We start from the raw sequence: 15,086 nt of genomic DNA, 5'->3' as shown, positions 1-15,086 counted from the left end.
ACCATGGACCTGACGCAACTGGAAATGTTTAACGCTGTCGCTCTGACGGGCAGCATTACGCAGGCGGCGGCAAAAGTGCACCGCGTTCCGTCCAACCTGACCACGCGTATCCGTCAGCTTGAAGCCGACCTGGGCGTCTCTCTGTTTATTCGCGAAAACCAGCGACTCAGGCTGTCACCAGCCGGGCATAACTTTTTACGTTACAGCCAGCAGATCCTGGCGCTGGTTGATGAAGCCCGTATGGTGGTTGCCGGAGAGGAACCGCAAGGACTGTTTTCACTCGGCGCGTTAGAAAGTACTGCCGCCGTACGTATCCCCGCGCTGCTGGCGGGTTATAACCAGCGTTACCCTAAAATTCAGTTCGCGTTAACGACCGGTCCTTCCGGCGCCATGCTGGATGGCGTGCTCGAAGGAAAGCTGAACGCCGCCTTTATTGATGGCCCGCTAATGCATCCGGGGCTGGAAGGTATACCGGCTTACCAGGAAGAGATGATGATCGTCGCGCCACACGGCCATTCCGTCGTTTCGCGGGCCAGCGAGGTGAATGGTTATAACATCTATGCTTTTCGCGCCAACTGTTCTTACCGACGGCATTTCGAAAGCTGGTTTCATGCCGATGGCGCGACCCCCGGTACGATTCACGAAATGGAGTCATATCATGGAATGTTGGCGTGCGTAATTGCCGGCGCAGGTATTGCGCTGATGCCAGCAAGTATGCTCAACAGTATGCCAGGACATCATCAGGTGGAGGCCTGGCCGTTGGCGGAGAAGTGGCGCTGGCTTAGCACCTGGCTAATGTGGCGGCGCGGGGCGATGACGCGTCAACTTGAGGCCTTTATCGAGTTACTTAACGCCCAACTGGCGAGCGTCGACTGAAGACGAAACGGCCTGCGAAGTAAATGAGAAGCAGGTCACAAAATGATTGTCTTTTCGCCAGTAAACGTTTTAAGATCGCGGCCTCACCTTCTCGCAACTAACCCGAAATATTTTTATGACAATCAATCCAGTTTCCCGCAAGGTCGCGTGGCTACGGGTAGTTACGCTTGCTATTGCCGCTTTTATTTTCAATACCACAGAATTTGTGCCGGTTGGTTTGCTATCAGACATTGCTGAAAGCTTTCATATGCAAACCGCGCAGGTCGGCATCATGCTAACCATTTACGCCTGGGTAGTTGCCGTCATGTCGCTGCCTTTTATGCTTCTTACCAGTCAAATGGAGCGCCGTAAGCTACTCATTTGTCTGTTTGTTTTGTTTATTGCCAGCCACGTGCTCTCCTTCCTGGCATGGAACTTTACCGTACTGGTCATTAGCCGTATTGGCATCGCTTTCGCCCACGCTATTTTCTGGTCGATAACCGCCTCTCTGGCGATCCGCCTGGCCCCTGCCGGGAAACGCGCGCAGGCATTAAGTCTGATAGCGACCGGCACCGCGTTGGCCATGGTGCTTGGGCTGCCGATAGGCCGCGTTGTTGGTCAGTATTTTGGCTGGCGCACCACCTTTTTTGCCATCGGCATGGGCGCATTAATTACGCTGCTATGTCTGATTAAGCTTCTACCGAAATTGCCGAGCGAGCATTCCGGCTCACTAAAAAGTTTACCTTTGCTATTCCGGCGCCCGGCGCTGATGAGCCTCTATGTACTGACCGTCGTTGTGGTGACTGCGCATTACACAGCTTATAGCTATATTGAGCCGTTCGTTCAGAATGTCGCCGGGCTCAGTGCGAATTTTGCTACCGTCCTGTTACTGATCCTCGGCGGTGCCGGGATCATCGGCAGCCTCGTGTTTGGTAAACTGGGTAATCGCCATGCCTCGTCGCTCGTCAGTATCGCTATTGCCCTGCTGGTTGTCTGTTTGCTTCTGCTGCTGCCTGCGGCGGATAGCGAAGCGCATCTGGCCATACTGAGCATTTTCTGGGGCATCGCGATTATGGTGATAGGGCTCGGTATGCAGGTGAAAGTACTGGCGCTGGCCCCGGACGCGACCGATGTCGCAATGGCGCTATTTTCAGGCATCTTTAATATTGGTATTGGCGCTGGCGCGCTGGTAGGCAATCAGGTGAGTTTGCACTGGTCAATGTCGGCCATCGGCTATATTGGCGCCATACCCGCCTGTGCCGCGCTGGTATGGGCTGTGCTCATATTCCGCAAATGGCCAGTGACGCTGGAAGAACAACCGCATTAAGACATTCGTCTGCCGGGAACAGGTTTCCGGCAGACGAAAATGCGCCTTAGTGGTACGTTTTAATAATTTCCAACACGCCGTTGATAATAAATTGCACGCCCATACACACCAGCAGGAATCCCATTAAGCGGGAGATCGCTTCAATCCCCCCTTTACCCACCAGCCGCATAATAGCGCCAGAACTGCGTAAGCATCCCCACAGGATCACCGCCACGGCAAGAAAAATAATCGGCGGCGCGACCATAATGACCCAGTCGGGAAACTCGCCGCCATGACGCACCGTGGAAGCGGAACTGATGATCATTGCGATGGTCCCCGGTCCTGCGGTGCTTGGCATAGCCAGTGGAACAAACGCAATATTGGCCGTCGGTTCGTCTGCCAGCTCCTCCGATTTGCTTTTCGCTTCCGGCGACTCATGCGCCTTCTGCTGCGGGAAAAGCATTCTGAAGCCGATAAACGCCACAATTAACCCCCCGGCGATCCGTAACCCTGGAATCGAAATACCGAAGGTGTTCATGACTAACTGCCCGGCATAGTACGCCACCATCATAATAGCGAAGACATAAACCGAAGCCATATAGGACTGCCGGTTGCGTTCCGCACTATTCATATTGCCCGCAAGGCCAAGAAACAGCGCCACGGTGGTTAGCGGATTGGCTAACGGGAGCAGTACGACCAGCCCCAATCCAATCGCTTTAAACAAATCCATCATAATACTATCTCTTACCCATCAGCGTTTCATGAACCGGAAGTATAAAGTGAAATTGCCCAGGCGCGCCATTTCGCCAGTGTGCAAGTTAATATCCTCTACAACCTATAACCTGTAATTATCAATTAGTTACGAGTTATCACAGCACAATACCCCGGACGCCTTTTAGCAAATCGTGGCATCGGCCAATTCATTTAGTTGACTTATACTTGCCTGGGCAATAGTATCTGACGAAATTAATTACTTGCCGGGGCAACCATTTTGAAAAGCACCAGTGATCTGTTCAATGAAATCATTCCGCTGGGTCGCTTGATCTACATGGTAAATCAAAAAAAAGATCGCCTGTTAAATAACTATTTATCTCCGCTGGATATCACCGCAACACAGTTTAAAGTGCTGTGCTCGATACGCTGCGCGGGATGTATTACCCCGGTTGAACTTAAAAAAGTGCTGTCTGTCGATCTCGGCGCATTGACGCGGATGCTCGACCGCCTGCTGTGCAAAGGCTGGATCGAAAGACTGCCAAATCCTAATGACAAACGCGGCGTACTGGTGAAGCTAACGCCGGACGGCGCGGCAATTTGTGAGCAATGTCATCAACGACCAGGGCAAGACCTGCATCAGGAATTAACAAAAAACTTAACGGCGGACGAAGTGGCAACGCTTGAGTATTTGCTCAAGAAAATTCTGCCGTAGACAAAAAAGAGGTATGACGATGTCCAGACGCAACACTGACGCTATTACTATTCATAGCATTTTGGACTGGATCGAGGATAACCTGGAGTCGCCGCTCTCACTGGAAAAAGTGTCTGAGCGTTCAGGATATTCCAAATGGCACCTGCAACGGATGTTTAAAAAAGAGACCGGTCATTCATTAGGTCAATACATCCGCAGCCGTAAAATGACGGAAATCGCGCAAAAATTAAAAGAGAGCAACGAGCCCATTCTCTATCTGGCGGAACGCTATGGCTTTGAGTCACAGCAAACATTGACCCGGACGTTCAAAAACTATTTTGATGTGCCGCCACACAAATACCGGATCACCAATATGCATGGCGAATCACGGTATATGCTGCCGCTGAACCATGGCAACTACTAGTTTGTTTATGCGCCACGCGAAGAGCACCATGAAAATGCTGTTTCCCGCCCTGCCGGGTCTATTACTTATCGCCTCCGGATATGGCATTGCAGAACAAACTTTGTTACCTGTGGCGCAAAATAGCCGCGATGTGATGCTTCTGCCCTGTGTGGGCGATCCGCCAAATGACCTTCACCCCGTGAGCGTGAACAGCGATAAGTCAGATGAATTAGGCGTGCCCTATTATAACGACCAACACCTTTAACCTCTTTGCCCCGTTTTGCGGGGCATTTTTTTAGTACCGTCTGGCTATGACAAGTCCGCCGCTATTACCCCGCGGCATGGTCTGAAATTAGCGTTTGTCTTCTTAGTAACATAATGCCTCATCCCCTGACGCGCGCAGTACGGCGCACACGAAATCCAAACACATTGATATAGAGTCCAGCCATAATCAGTACTGCGCCCGCAAGCTGCATCCCGGTCAACGTTTCCCCGAGTAACACCGCGGCGCTCGCCAGCCCGACTACCGGCACCAGCAATGATAACGGCGCCACGCGCCAGGTCTCATAGCGCCCCAGTAACGCGCCCCAGATGCCGTAGCCAAGTATAGTGGCGACAAAAGCCAGATAAAGCAGCGACAATATCGTCGTCATATCGATGGTAATAAGGCTTTGCGTAATGTGATCCGCCCCCTCCAGTAGCAGCGATGACAGCAGGAACGGCAGGATCGGGATCAGCGCGCTCCAGACCACCAGCGACATCACCGCCGGGCGCGGACTATGTTGCATAATTTTTTTATTAAAGATATTGCCGCAGGCCCAGCTAAATGCCGCCGCCAGAGTCAGCATAAATCCCGACATCGCTATATGCTGTCCGTTGAGACTGGCTTCAATCAATACCAATACACCTATAATCGCCAGGGCGATCCCCGCTAACTGCTTACGTTGTAACCGCTCGCTAAAAACAAACGCCCCCAATGCCATGGTAAAAAAGGCCTGCGCCTGTAATACCAACGACGCCAGTCCTGCGGGCATACCAAACTTTATCGCGCAAAAGAGAAAGGCGAACTGCCCAAAGCTTATCGTCAGGCCATAGCCCAGCAACAGCGTAAGCGGGACTTTAGGCCGGGCGACAAAGAAAATTGCCGGAAACGCCACCAGTAAAAATCGTAATCCTGCCAGCAATAATGGCGGCATATGGTGCAGGCCTACTTTGATGACAACAAAATTGAGCCCCCATACGACAACCACCAGTAACGCCAAAAAACCGTCTTTACGCGACATCATCGGCCCCTGTCATTATTAAAATTTTGTAAAAAGGTAAGTTATCGGAAATCAGTGCGCCATAACAGGACTTTTCTTTTTACCGTGAGCATGGCATTGAACAACACACGATGGGCAAAATCCTGCGTTATGGTATGTTAAGACTACGCTATAGCGTACAGACATCATGCTTTTGCGGGCACGGTAGATTAAAACGTCCCGATACGTAACCTCCATTTCAGGCAGGAAAAATGAATCCAGGATTGAGACGTTCGACGTTGGCTCTACTCGCCTCATCGCTGTTATTGACAATTGGACGCGGTGCCACGCTCCCCTTTATGACCATCTATCTTAACCGTCAGTACGGTTTAGGCGTGGATCTGATTGGCTACGCGCTGACCAGCGCGTTAACGATCGGCGTCATCTTTAGTCTTGGCTTTGGGATTCTGGCGGACAAGTTTGATAAAAAGCGCTACATGTTACTCGCGATTATCGCCTTCGCCTGCGGATTTATCGCCATCCCAATGGTGCATAATGTCGTACTGGTTGTCCTGCTTTTTGCGCTTATTAACTGCGCCTATTCGGTTTTTTCTACCGTCCTGAAGGCCTGGTTCGCCGATAACCTCACCGCGACAACAAAAACACGGATTTTTTCGCTCAATTATACCGTACTCAATATCGGCTGGACGGTTGGCCCGCCGCTCGGCACGCTGCTGGTGATGCAAAGCATCAATTTACCCTTCTGGCTTGCCGCTATCTGTTCCGCATTTCCGCTGGTCTTCATTCAGGTATGGGTGACACGATCGGTTGCCGCCAGCGAGGGGAAAAATGCCGCTATCTGGTCTCCCTCCGTTCTGCTGCGCGACAAAGCACTATTGTGGTTTACGCTTTCGGCATTTCTGGCCTCCTTTGTGGGGGGTGCCTTTGCGTCCTGTATTTCACAGTACGTTATGGTCGTTGCCGATAGCGGCTTCGCGGAAAAAGTGGTAGCCGTCGTCCTGCCGGTTAATGCGGTTATTGTGGTCAGTTTGCAATACGCCGTGGGCCGTCGACTTACCGCCGTCAATATTCGACCAATGATGACGACCGGCACCGTCTTTTTTATCGCCGGGCTCATCGGATTTATTTTTTCAGGCGACAATCTGTTTTTTTGGGGGCTTTCAGCGGCAGTATTCACGATTGGCGAAATTATTTATGCCCCCGGCGAATATATGTTAATTGACAACATTGCGCCTGCCGGGATGAAAGCCAGCTATTTTTCAGCGCAATCGCTGGGCTGGCTGGGTGCGGCGGTAAACCCGCTGGCCAGCGGCGTCATCCTGACGACGCTTCCCGCCTGGTCGCTTTTCGTTGTCCTGATAATCACCATTGTGTTCGCCTGGGCACTGATGTTAAAAGGAATGCGGATTACCCCTACGCAACAGGCTATCACCTGTTAATTATCTGCAGCCAGTGATGTGCGCAGTTTCTGGCGCACTGGGTTAACCCTATATATTGCAGGCTAATTATCTGCTGTAACTGCGGTAATTCAGGAATATTCCTGGGCGCTGACGAAAATATTCTAATGCTTTACCCTTCCAGTAAAATAAATACGCAATTCAGACTTTGCTTAAGTATAAATTAGTACTATAGTCTGTACGAGGTTTTTTAAAAAAGAGGATGCACGCTAAAATAAGGAGAAACGAGATGTTAGGCAGTATTAACCTTTTTATCGTTGTATTAGGAATTATTTTATTTTCCGGATTTCTGGCCGCCTGGTTCAGTCACAAATGGGATGATTAATGAACGGAGATAATCCCTCGCAGAGCCGGCCCCTTGCTGCATCGTTGCGCAAGGGGCCGCTTTTGTCTGGATGGCAGGCAAAAAAAAACCGCCGGTTCACCAGCGGTAAATGCTTGCATGGATAGATTTGTGTTTTGCTTATACGCTACCGGGCAAATTCTTGCGAGGATAACGGATCGCTAACGACTGTAGCACCGTCAATATCAATGAAGCTTAAACGATACGCAACCAGACCTGAATAAGACATTATGGGACCTTTTGTCCCCAGGGCGCTTTTACAAGACCCATGGTATCAGGCCAGCCGCGTACCCCGTATGGCTGACCTGGAGATTGTCGGTAAGCGCGCGTTATTTTTGCAGTCGGTTCACGCGAACAAGCGGTTCCTTCGCTTTCTTGTCCAGACTACCGTTAATGTTGATCATTTGATCCGGCTGAACTTCCCGCCCATCAAATACGGCGGAAGGAATTATCACGTTAATCTCGCCGGATTTATCACGAAATACATAGCGATCGTCGCCTTTATGATCAATAAGGTTGCCGCGCAGCGAAACGGTCGCGCCATCATGCAGGGTTTTTGCCTGTTCGATGGTCATTTTTTCTGCATCATCCGTACCGCGATAACCATCCTCAATAGCATGAGGCGGCGGCGGTGCCACGTCTTTTTTTAATCCCCCCTGATCTTCCGCTAGCGCGTAAGGCATTATCAGAAAACTTAAAAATGCAGCCACCTGTAGTTTCATGCTCTCTCCTTAATAACGTCTATTTGACGTATTAAGTCTGGCCGCTATTTTTAGTTTTTACAAACATGAATTTACCCGCAGAATATTAAGCAATAAAATCAACCCATCCGGATTAATATGCAACCGACATCAGCGCCGGTGAGCGCGAAAGCGTAACGGCGTAATAGTTAACTTGCCACATAGCTGAAGTCATATGCTTCAACGTCTGGATAGCAATTCAGAATAATCGGCTTTATTTTTTGAGGATAATGGCCTTACGCATAATCAATGACAGTCATCGCCGCAGAAAAGTAAGCAAGATATGCAACAGCGGGTTTGTTGGTAAGTGGATAAAATAATCATTCACTGACAATGTCATAAAATAAATATGCCATACTTGAGAAGAACGAACAGATTTCTTTTGTCTCTGGTAACGGAAAAATAAACGATGAGATTAGAACAGCACGATATTGTCACCCTTGATGAAGCCGAATCCGTCGATAGCCTGACAAAAAAACTTGGTGATTTACTGGTTAACCAGAAACTCCGTCTGACCACTGCAGAATCCTGCACTGGCGGGAAACTGGCTTCAGCATTGTGCGCAGCAGAAGATACGCCCTCATTTTACGGTGTGGGTTATGTCACCTTTACTGATGAAGCCAAAGCAAAAATCTTACGCGTACAACGCCACAGTCTTGCCGAACATACCGCCGTCAGCGAAGCGGTCGTTACTGAAATGGCAAAGGGCGCTAAGGATCAGGCTGAGGTCAATATCAGCATAGCGATCAGCGGCTATGGCGGTCCGGAAGGCGGCGAAGATGGCACGCCGGCGGGCACCGTTTGGTTTGCCTGGAATATTAACAATACAACTTTTACAAGCCGACAACATTTCAACGGAGATTGTCAGGAAGTATTGGAAAAATGCGTACGCTTCGCCCTCGCTGAATTGCTTTTTCTGTTAACGAAGAAAGCATAAACAATAATTTCATCTGACCGGTCAGAATAACTCTCGGTCAGAATAAAAAAATGCGAGCCTATGGCCCGCATCGTATGCGCAATATTTCAGAATATATTTACGAAATATCAGGAGTAAAATTAATTGCCGGATTTCCGTCCGCCACTGTGGCTGTTCTGGCCACCTTTTTTACCCGCTTCAGATGCACGCTGTGGGTCGTTTTTAAAGTTCCCACCGCTATGCTGGCCGCCTTTACGACCTGCTTCTGAGGCTTTCTCTTTATCTTCTGCAAAATTACCGGAACCGCCGCGATGTTCTGCCATAATATAATCCTCATGATGATGTTGCGTTTTAAATATGATATGTCTTCTCATATCATGTGATACAGTTCTAAATCTAGTCGCCCTGTGCGCAGTGTCAAATTCATTTCTGCATTATTTACATAATACAGACGCATGGCGGAAAATATATTTTTTGAAAACGTTAATAGCGAAGCGGTAATAAATCTTTGGCAATCAAGCCACCACAGGAAAATAAGTAGAAAAATCCGAATGCATGCCCTCTTTATATTCAGACAATTTAACCCCATAAATTTAACTGGCTGTCATCAGAAGTGCAGGATTCATTTTCAGGCGGTTGTTCGACAGTGCCGAACAACCGTATCAGCTTAGCGATCGAGCCCTCGATATTGCAACATGGGGTCAATATGCGGTTCATGTCCACGCCAGGCTGAATAAAGCGTTTCTAAATCAGTACTATTCCCCCGGGAAAGGATAGCATCACGAAAACGCTGCCCGTTTTCACGCGTCAGGCCGCCCTGCTCTACAAACCATTGATAACCGTCATCCGCTAACATTTGCGTCCACAGGTAGGCGTAGTATCCCGCTGCGTAGCCGCCGCCGAAGATATGGGCAAAATAACTGCTGCGATAGCGGGGCGGCACTGCCGGTAAATCAAGATGCTCGGCGGCCAGCGTCTGCTGCTCGAACTCAGCGACAGACTGCTCTGCTACGCTCTCCTCCAGCATATGCCAGCGCATATCCAGCAATGCGGCGCCGAGCAATTCAATCATATCGTAACCTTTATTAAATAAACTCGCCTTGCGCATTCTTTCCTGTAAATCAGCAGGCATTTTTTCACCGCTGTCGACATGACGCGCGTAGCGTTCGAACACACGCGGATGGCTCGCCCAATGCTCATTAATCTGGGAGGGAAACTCAACAAAGTCGCGGGGCGTATTGGTACCTGAAAGCGTGGCATAGCGTTGGACGGCAAACAAACCATGTAACGTATGACCAAACTCATGGAAGAGCGTAATAACGTCGTCCCAAAGCAGTAATGCAGGCTGCCCATCAACCGGTTTCTGATAGTTACATACGTTGTATATAACGGGCCGGGTTTCGTTGAGTGTGGATTGCTCGACAAAATTCCCCATCCACGCGCCACCGCTTTTCGAGTCCCGCGCGAAGAAGTCGCCATAAAATAACGCCATGCCGACACCATCGGAGTCGAAAATCTCCCACACCCGAACATCAGGGTGGTACACCGGAATGTCAAAACGCTCGACGAAGGTGATGCCGAATAGCTGGTTGGCGGTCCAGAAAACCCCCTCTTGCAACACCGTATTTAAGGCAAAATAGGGTTTCAGTTGCGCTTCATCTAACGCATATTTTTCCCGTCGTACCTGTTCGGCATAGAACATCCAGTCCCAGGCCTGAACGGTGTAGCCGCCCTGCTCACCATCAATGACGTTCTGAATTTCCGCCTGTTCATTGAGTACCCGCTGACGCGCTGGCGGCACAATGCCACGCATAAAGCTCAGTGCGGCTTGCGGCGTTTTCGCCATCTGATCGGCCATTTTCCATGCGGCATAATTGGGGAAACCCAGCAGTTTTGCCTGACAGCGACGAATCTCTACCAGACGCTGAACGATAGCGCGGGTATCGTGGGCATCTCCTTTTTCCGCCCGAGTCCATGACGCTGCGAATAAATTTTCGCGGGTCTGGCGATCGCGCAGCGTAGCAAGCGCAGGCTGTTGCGTCGTATTAAGGAGCGGAATGAACCAGCGCTCCTCCAGGCCTTTTTCACGCGCCGCTTCAGCAGCGACGGTCATTTCTTCCGGGCTTAATCCTGCCAGGCAATGCGCGTCATCGACCGCCAGCCCGCCCGCTTTACTTGCCGCCAGCAGACGCTGATTAAACTGACTCATTAAGGTCGCGGATTCAGTATTCAATACCTTCAGTCGCGCTTTATCCTCTTCGGCCAGCTGCGCGCCTGCCAACACAAAACGCTGATGGATAACATCGACCAACCGTAGCGACTCATCATCCAGCCCCAGTGAGTGACGCTGTTGCCAGACGGCATCCACGCGAGCGAATAACGCGCTATTCAGATAAATATCGTTGGAGAGCGCCGCCAGCTCGGCAGAAAAGGCCTCATCCAACCGCTGGAGTTCATCGTTAGTGTGCGCGGCCGTCATTGCAAAAAAAACGCTGGTGACGCGTGACAGAAGCGCCCCGCTTTGCTCCAGCGCCAGAAGCGTATTCGTAAAGTCAGGGGCCGCCGGATGATTGACGATGGCCTCGATTTCCACGCGTTTTTGCCGCACGCCCTCATCAAAAGCAGGACGATAATGGCAATCTTTGATCCGATCAAAACGCGGTGCCTGATAGGGCAACATACTCTGGTCTAACAAAGGATTCGTCGACATTTTTCACTCCTGAAAATAGGTTGATCATAAGAGTAAGCTTCCCCCTATGCTGACCGCAACCGTGTTAACCAGGATTACCCTTTCATAAACGCCGCGTGCTATGGTAATACAACACAAAAAGCGTTGAGGAACTGTGTGATGATCGTTTTAGTAACTGGAGCAACCGCAGGGTTTGGCGAGTGTATTGCACGCCGTTTTGTTGAGAATGGACATAAAGTCATTGCCACGGGACGTCGTCATGAACGCCTGCAAGCGTTAAAAGATGAGCTTGGCGAGAACGTATTGACCGCCCAACTGGACGTGCGCAACCGCGCGGCCATCGAAGAGATGATGGCCTCTCTGCCTGCGCAGTGGCGCGATATTGATGTGCTGGTCAATAACGCCGGTCTGGCGCTGGGTCTTGAACCGGCGCATAAGGCCAGCGTAGAAGACTGGGAAACTATGATCGATACTAATAATAAAGGCTTAATTTATATGACCCGCGCCGTGCTGCCAGGAATGGTCGAACGTAATCGCGGTCATATCATTAACATCGGTTCGACCGCCGGCAGTTGGCCTTATGCTGGTGGCAATGTCTATGGCGCGACGAAAGCCTTTGTGCGCCAGTTTAGCCTGAATTTGCGCACGGATTTACACGGCACGGCGGTTCGCGTGACCGACATTGAACCGGGTCTGGTTGGCGGTACCGAGTTTTCCAGCGTCCGTTTCAAAGGCGACGATGAGAAAGCGGGTAAAACTTACGAAAATACCACCGCGCTCACACCAGAAGACATTACCGAAGCGGTATGGTGGGTGGCCACGCTCCCCGCGCATGTGAATATTAATACCGTTGAAATGATGCCTGTTACCCAATCCTTCGCAGGGCTCAGCGTCCACCGTAGCTAAGGGGTTATACCCGGTCTGCGGGCCGGGTAATCCCTGGCAAACGTATCTGCAACCAGAAACATGAAAGGTATAGACCACCACGGAAAAGTGGTAGAGTATCCGGGTCAACCGCCTAAAAAGTAAGAATGAATGACCGTCGAAACGCAGCTTAACCCTACACAGCCAGTCAACCAGCAAATTTACCGTATTCTTCGGCGTGATATCGTGCATTGTCTGATCCCGCCTGGCACGCCGCTATCAGAAAAAGAGGTCTCAACCCGTTTTAACGTTTCGCGTCAACCGGTGCGCGAGGCTTTTATAAAGCTGGCGGAAAATGGGTTGATTCAAATCCGCCCTCAGCGCGGTAGTTATGTAAATAAGATTTCGCTTTCTCAGGTACAGAATGGCTGCTTTGTTCGGCAGGCGATCGAATGCGCGGTGGTCCGCCGTGCGGCGGCGATGATCACCGACAACCAGTGCTATCAACTGGCGCAAAATCTGCACCTGCAACATATTGCTATCGAGCGCAAACAGATTGATGATTTTTTCCAGCTTGATGACGATTTCCACCAAAAGCTGGCGCAGATCGCCGATTGCCAGTTAGCGTGGGATACCATTGAAAATATCAAAGCGACAATCGACCGGGTTCGCTATATGAGTCTGGATCATGTTTCTCCGCCAGAGATGTTGTTGCGCCAGCACCATGATATTTTCTCCGCGCTGGAAAATCGTGACGGCAATGCGGTTGAGAGCGCAATGACCCAGCATTTGCAGGAAATTAGCGAATCCGTCCAGCTTATCCGTCAGGAAAACAGCGGCTGGTTTAGCGAAGAGTAACTCCCTTTAACGTCGGGGTGAGACGCCTTCTCCGCTTTCTCACCCTGCACATTCCCGCCTAAAAAGCCGTGAGCTTGATCAAAAACAAAAAAAATCCGTAACGATAAGCGTATTTATATGTCGCCCGTCATGCGGGGAAACCTGCGGGCTTTGGCAGTAAGTTTGAAAGGAGAAAACACCATGATGACATACGATCGTAACCGTAACGCAATCACTACCGGTAGCCGGGTCATGATCAGCGGCACGGGCCATACCGGGATTATCAAAGCCATTGAGAGCGAAGGTCTGGATGCAGGTCAAATTCGCCGCGGCAAAACGGTGATTGTCGAAGGTTGTGAAGGTAAATTCGCGCCGGTCGAACTGATTCGTCTTGGTATGAACTGATACCACTGGCCGCTAAGAACCGCCCCGGCCTTCCCGGTAGCATAATGCTACCGGGTCTCTGTTGCGCTATTTCAACCGCTCGGCATATTTCGCCACGCTCGCTTTCGCGCCATATCTCAGTAAACTGTCATAGGCTTCTTGCACTTTTTGCGTAAACCGCGCCGCCTGCGGCAAATCGTTGCCGAAAATTTCAGCCATTCCCAGCAGCGCCTTAACACGACTGGCGCCTTCTTCACTGTTTGCCACGGCGCGCTGAATAACCGGCAATAGCGGATCGCTAATGTCGATCGCCTTGCCCTGTTCATCCACGCCGCCAACGTAACGCATCCACCCCGCCACGCCCAGCGCCAGCAAATCAAAATCGCTATGATTAGCAAGATGCCAGCGAACGGAGTCCAGCATACGCTGCGGAAGTTTCTGGCTACCATCCATCGCAATCTGCCAGGTACGATGACGCAGCGCCGGATTACAGTAACGCGCAATCAACTGATCGGCATAACGCTGTAAATCTACCCCCTGGACTTTCAGCGTGGGCGCCTGCTCGCGTAACATTAACGCCTGCGCGGTCAGACGATAGTTGTCGTCAGCCATGCAGTCATTAATATGCTGATAGCCGGCAAGATACCCCAGATAAGCCAGGAAAGAATGACTGCCGTTAAGCATTCGCAGTTTCATCTCTTCAAACGGAATCACGTCGGCGACCAACGTCGCGCCCGCGTTTTCCCACTGCGGACGACCCGCCACAAACGTATCTTCTATCACCCACTGACGAAACGGCTCACAGGCGACGCCCGCCGGATCGCGCACGCCGGTCAGTTGTTCGATTTTATCCAGCGTCTCCGGCGTGACCGCAGGGACAATCCGGTCAACCATCGTTGACGGAAATGTCACGTTTTGCTCGATCCATATCGCCAGTTCCGCATCCACCTTCCGGGCATAAGCCGTCACAACCTGACGCGTCACATGCCCATTTTCCGGCATGTTATCGCAGGACATCACGGTAAATGCCGGTAAGCCTGCGGCTTTACGACGCGCTAATGCTTCAACAATAATACCCGGTGCCGTTAGCGGTTGATGCGGATTTTGCAGGTCGGCGGCAATCATGGGATGTTCCAGCAGAAGTTGGCCCGTGGCTGGCGAATGACAATACCCTTTCTCGGTAATGGTCAGAGACACAATCGCTATTTGCGGTTCGCACATCGCCGCCAGCACACGTTCCAGACCATCAACCTGGACATGCAACGCCGCTTTGACGACGCCCACCACTCGCGCCGTCCAGGCTTCCGCCGACATCTCCGCCACGGTATAGAGGTTATCCTGCTGCTTTAGATCGGCAATCTGCTGTTCGCCGCCAATAAGGTTAACCTCATAATAACCCCAGTCGCTATGCTGCTCCGCAGCCAGAATATCTGTATAAACCCCCTGATGCGCGCGATGAAACGCGCCAAAACCGAGATGGACCATCCGCGCCGCCAGCGCCGCGCGATCGTAATCAGGAAGCGTCGCCTTTGCTGATAAAAGCCTGTTTTGCATTTTATAACCTCTATATTCTGAAAGCGGAACAGTCGCAGAGTAACGCCTGCCCTGGTACATTTGGATTTACG

17 protein-coding genes are annotated in these 15,086 nt (G+C 50.9%); 11 read left to right on the top strand and 6 right to left on the bottom strand.

The annotated features are described in order from the left end of the window. Window positions 1-3: 3 nt before the first annotated feature. Together ptrR and ACLD4K_RS01165 are read left to right on the top strand one after the other, a co-directional pair. On the top strand, window positions 4-876 hold the full coding sequence (ptrR, locus tag ACLD4K_RS01170; RefSeq protein WP_000366541.1) for a putrescine utilization regulator PtrR: 873 nt from the start codon (window positions 4-6) through the stop codon (window positions 874-876). Window positions 877-991: 115 nt separating this feature from the next. Then, a complete protein-coding gene (locus ACLD4K_RS01165; protein WP_000154617.1) occupies window positions 992-2,182 on the top strand; it encodes a sugar transporter in 1,191 nt (396 codons plus the stop codon). Between the two features lie 46 nt (window positions 2,183-2,228). On the opposite strand, the gene ACLD4K_RS01160 is transcribed toward ACLD4K_RS01165, so the two are convergent. Next, window positions 2,229-2,894 carry a MarC family NAAT transporter gene (locus ACLD4K_RS01160; RefSeq protein ID WP_000968968.1) on the bottom strand — a complete coding sequence of 222 codons (666 nt, stop codon included), beginning with the start codon at window positions 2,892-2,894 and terminating at the stop codon, window positions 2,229-2,231. 258 nt (window positions 2,895-3,152) lie between these two features. On the opposite strand from ACLD4K_RS01160, the gene marR reads away from it, so the two are divergent. From marR to marB, 3 genes are read left to right on the top strand one after another with little or no spacing between them, the layout of a single operon-like run. After that, a complete protein-coding gene (gene marR / locus ACLD4K_RS01155) occupies window positions 3,153-3,587 on the top strand; it encodes a multiple antibiotic resistance transcriptional regulator MarR (RefSeq protein ID WP_000843434.1) in 435 nt (144 codons plus the stop codon). A 19-nt stretch (window positions 3,588-3,606) separates the two neighbouring features. Next, window positions 3,607-3,990, top strand: coding sequence for an MDR efflux pump AcrAB transcriptional activator MarA (gene marA / locus ACLD4K_RS01150; RefSeq protein WP_000091194.1), 384 nt, complete (start codon window positions 3,607-3,609; stop codon window positions 3,988-3,990). Between the two features lie 28 nt (window positions 3,991-4,018). Next, entirely contained in the window at window positions 4,019-4,234 is a 216-nt protein-coding gene (gene marB / locus ACLD4K_RS01145; RefSeq protein WP_000783049.1) for a multiple antibiotic resistance protein MarB, read from the top strand. Between the two features lie 118 nt (window positions 4,235-4,352). Here the strand turns inward: marB and eamA are convergent, their stop codons facing one another. Further along, complete coding sequence (eamA, locus tag ACLD4K_RS01140) at window positions 4,353-5,255, bottom strand: O-acetylserine/cysteine exporter (RefSeq protein ID WP_000987750.1); 903 nt, start codon at window positions 5,253-5,255, stop codon at window positions 4,353-4,355. Between the two features lie 227 nt (window positions 5,256-5,482). On the opposite strand from eamA, the gene ydeE reads away from it, so the two are divergent. Both ydeE and mgtS read left to right on the top strand, forming a co-directional pair. Next, window positions 5,483-6,670, top strand: a complete 1,188-nt coding sequence (ydeE, locus tag ACLD4K_RS01135) for an efflux MFS transporter YdeE (RefSeq protein ID WP_411011244.1) — start codon at window positions 5,483-5,485, stop codon at window positions 6,668-6,670. Between the two features lie 247 nt (window positions 6,671-6,917). Then, the gene (gene mgtS / locus ACLD4K_RS01130; RefSeq protein ID WP_000901531.1) at window positions 6,918-7,013 is read left to right on the top strand and encodes a protein MgtS; all 96 of its coding nucleotides are present in this window, start codon (window positions 6,918-6,920) and stop codon (window positions 7,011-7,013) included. A gap of 347 nt (window positions 7,014-7,360) precedes the next feature. Here mgtS and ACLD4K_RS01125 read toward each other — a convergent pair whose 3' ends face one another. Continuing rightward, the gene (locus ACLD4K_RS01125) at window positions 7,361-7,753 is read right to left on the bottom strand and encodes a YdeI family stress tolerance OB fold protein (protein WP_000776351.1); all 393 of its coding nucleotides are present in this window, start codon (window positions 7,751-7,753) and stop codon (window positions 7,361-7,363) included. Between the two features lie 427 nt (window positions 7,754-8,180). Between ACLD4K_RS01125 and ACLD4K_RS01120 the strand changes: the two genes are divergently transcribed. Next, window positions 8,181-8,708 carry a 2-oxo-tetronate isomerase gene (locus tag ACLD4K_RS01120; RefSeq protein ID WP_115286038.1) on the top strand — a complete coding sequence of 176 codons (528 nt, stop codon included), beginning with the start codon at window positions 8,181-8,183 and terminating at the stop codon, window positions 8,706-8,708. A 119-nt stretch (window positions 8,709-8,827) separates the two neighbouring features. Here ACLD4K_RS01120 and ACLD4K_RS01115 read toward each other — a convergent pair whose 3' ends face one another. Both ACLD4K_RS01115 and dcp read right to left on the bottom strand, forming a co-directional pair. Beyond that, window positions 8,828-9,010, bottom strand: coding sequence for a general stress protein (locus tag ACLD4K_RS01115; RefSeq protein WP_000807642.1), 183 nt, complete (start codon window positions 9,008-9,010; stop codon window positions 8,828-8,830). Between the two features lie 344 nt (window positions 9,011-9,354). Further along, a complete protein-coding gene (gene dcp / locus ACLD4K_RS01110; protein WP_411011243.1) occupies window positions 9,355-11,397 on the bottom strand; it encodes a peptidyl-dipeptidase Dcp in 2,043 nt (680 codons plus the stop codon). Between the two features lie 138 nt (window positions 11,398-11,535). Here dcp and ydfG point away from each other — a divergent pair, with 138 nt between their 5' ends. The 3 genes from ydfG to ydfZ all read left to right on the top strand — a co-directional run bounded on the left by ydfG (window position 11,536) and on the right by ydfZ (window position 13,482). Further along, complete coding sequence (gene ydfG, locus ACLD4K_RS01105) at window positions 11,536-12,282, top strand: bifunctional NADP-dependent 3-hydroxy acid dehydrogenase/3-hydroxypropionate dehydrogenase YdfG (protein ID WP_000636564.1); 747 nt, start codon at window positions 11,536-11,538, stop codon at window positions 12,280-12,282. A 129-nt stretch (window positions 12,283-12,411) separates the two neighbouring features. Then, complete coding sequence (locus ACLD4K_RS01100; RefSeq protein ID WP_000215563.1) at window positions 12,412-13,098, top strand: GntR family transcriptional regulator; 687 nt, start codon at window positions 12,412-12,414, stop codon at window positions 13,096-13,098. Window positions 13,099-13,278: 180 nt separating this feature from the next. Continuing rightward, complete coding sequence (ydfZ, locus tag ACLD4K_RS01095) at window positions 13,279-13,482, top strand: putative selenium delivery protein YdfZ (RefSeq protein WP_000989267.1); 204 nt, start codon at window positions 13,279-13,281, stop codon at window positions 13,480-13,482. Between the two features lie 66 nt (window positions 13,483-13,548). On the opposite strand, the gene ACLD4K_RS01090 is transcribed toward ydfZ, so the two are convergent. Continuing rightward, window positions 13,549-15,015 carry a mannitol dehydrogenase family protein gene (locus tag ACLD4K_RS01090; RefSeq protein ID WP_183059146.1) on the bottom strand — a complete coding sequence of 489 codons (1,467 nt, stop codon included), beginning with the start codon at window positions 15,013-15,015 and terminating at the stop codon, window positions 13,549-13,551. Window positions 15,016-15,086: the final 71 nt, after the last annotated feature.

Source organism: Salmonella sp. 741265055_HSA (genome assembly GCF_046569525.1).
In the GTDB taxonomy this organism is placed as follows: Bacteria; Pseudomonadota; Gammaproteobacteria; order Enterobacterales; family Enterobacteriaceae; genus Salmonella; species Salmonella enterica.
This window is presented reverse-complemented; position numbering and strand designations above follow the sequence as displayed.

What these genes read in the sequence shown, in the direction of transcription:
- ptrR (WP_000366541.1), top strand. Translation starts at nt 4, where the DNA reads ATGGACCTGACGCAACTGGAAATGTTTAACGCTGTCGCTCTGACGGGC.
- ACLD4K_RS01165 (WP_000154617.1), top strand. Translation starts at nt 992, where the DNA reads ATGACAATCAATCCAGTTTCCCGCAAGGTCGCGTGGCTACGGGTAGTT.
- ACLD4K_RS01160 (WP_000968968.1), bottom strand. Translation starts at nt 2,894, where the DNA reads ATGATGGATTTGTTTAAAGCGATTGGATTGGGGCTGGTCGTACTGCTC.
- marA (WP_000091194.1), top strand. Translation starts at nt 3,607, where the DNA reads ATGTCCAGACGCAACACTGACGCTATTACTATTCATAGCATTTTGGAC.
- marB (WP_000783049.1), top strand. Translation starts at nt 4,019, where the DNA reads ATGAAAATGCTGTTTCCCGCCCTGCCGGGTCTATTACTTATCGCCTCC.
- eamA (WP_000987750.1), bottom strand. Translation starts at nt 5,255, where the DNA reads ATGATGTCGCGTAAAGACGGTTTTTTGGCGTTACTGGTGGTTGTCGTA.
- ydeE (WP_411011244.1), top strand. Translation starts at nt 5,483, where the DNA reads ATGAATCCAGGATTGAGACGTTCGACGTTGGCTCTACTCGCCTCATCG.
- mgtS (WP_000901531.1), top strand. Translation starts at nt 6,918, where the DNA reads ATGTTAGGCAGTATTAACCTTTTTATCGTTGTATTAGGAATTATTTTA.
- ACLD4K_RS01125 (WP_000776351.1), bottom strand. Translation starts at nt 7,753, where the DNA reads ATGAAACTACAGGTGGCTGCATTTTTAAGTTTTCTGATAATGCCTTAC.
- ACLD4K_RS01120 (WP_115286038.1), top strand. Translation starts at nt 8,181, where the DNA reads ATGAGATTAGAACAGCACGATATTGTCACCCTTGATGAAGCCGAATCC.
- ACLD4K_RS01115 (WP_000807642.1), bottom strand. Translation starts at nt 9,010, where the DNA reads ATGGCAGAACATCGCGGCGGTTCCGGTAATTTTGCAGAAGATAAAGAG.
- dcp (WP_411011243.1), bottom strand. Translation starts at nt 11,397, where the DNA reads ATGTCGACGAATCCTTTGTTAGACCAGAGTATGTTGCCCTATCAGGCA.
- ydfG (WP_000636564.1), top strand. Translation starts at nt 11,536, where the DNA reads ATGATCGTTTTAGTAACTGGAGCAACCGCAGGGTTTGGCGAGTGTATT.
- ACLD4K_RS01100 (WP_000215563.1), top strand. Translation starts at nt 12,412, where the DNA reads ATGACCGTCGAAACGCAGCTTAACCCTACACAGCCAGTCAACCAGCAA.
- ydfZ (WP_000989267.1), top strand. Translation starts at nt 13,279, where the DNA reads ATGATGACATACGATCGTAACCGTAACGCAATCACTACCGGTAGCCGG.
- ACLD4K_RS01090 (WP_183059146.1), bottom strand. Translation starts at nt 15,015, where the DNA reads ATGCAAAACAGGCTTTTATCAGCAAAGGCGACGCTTCCTGATTACGAT.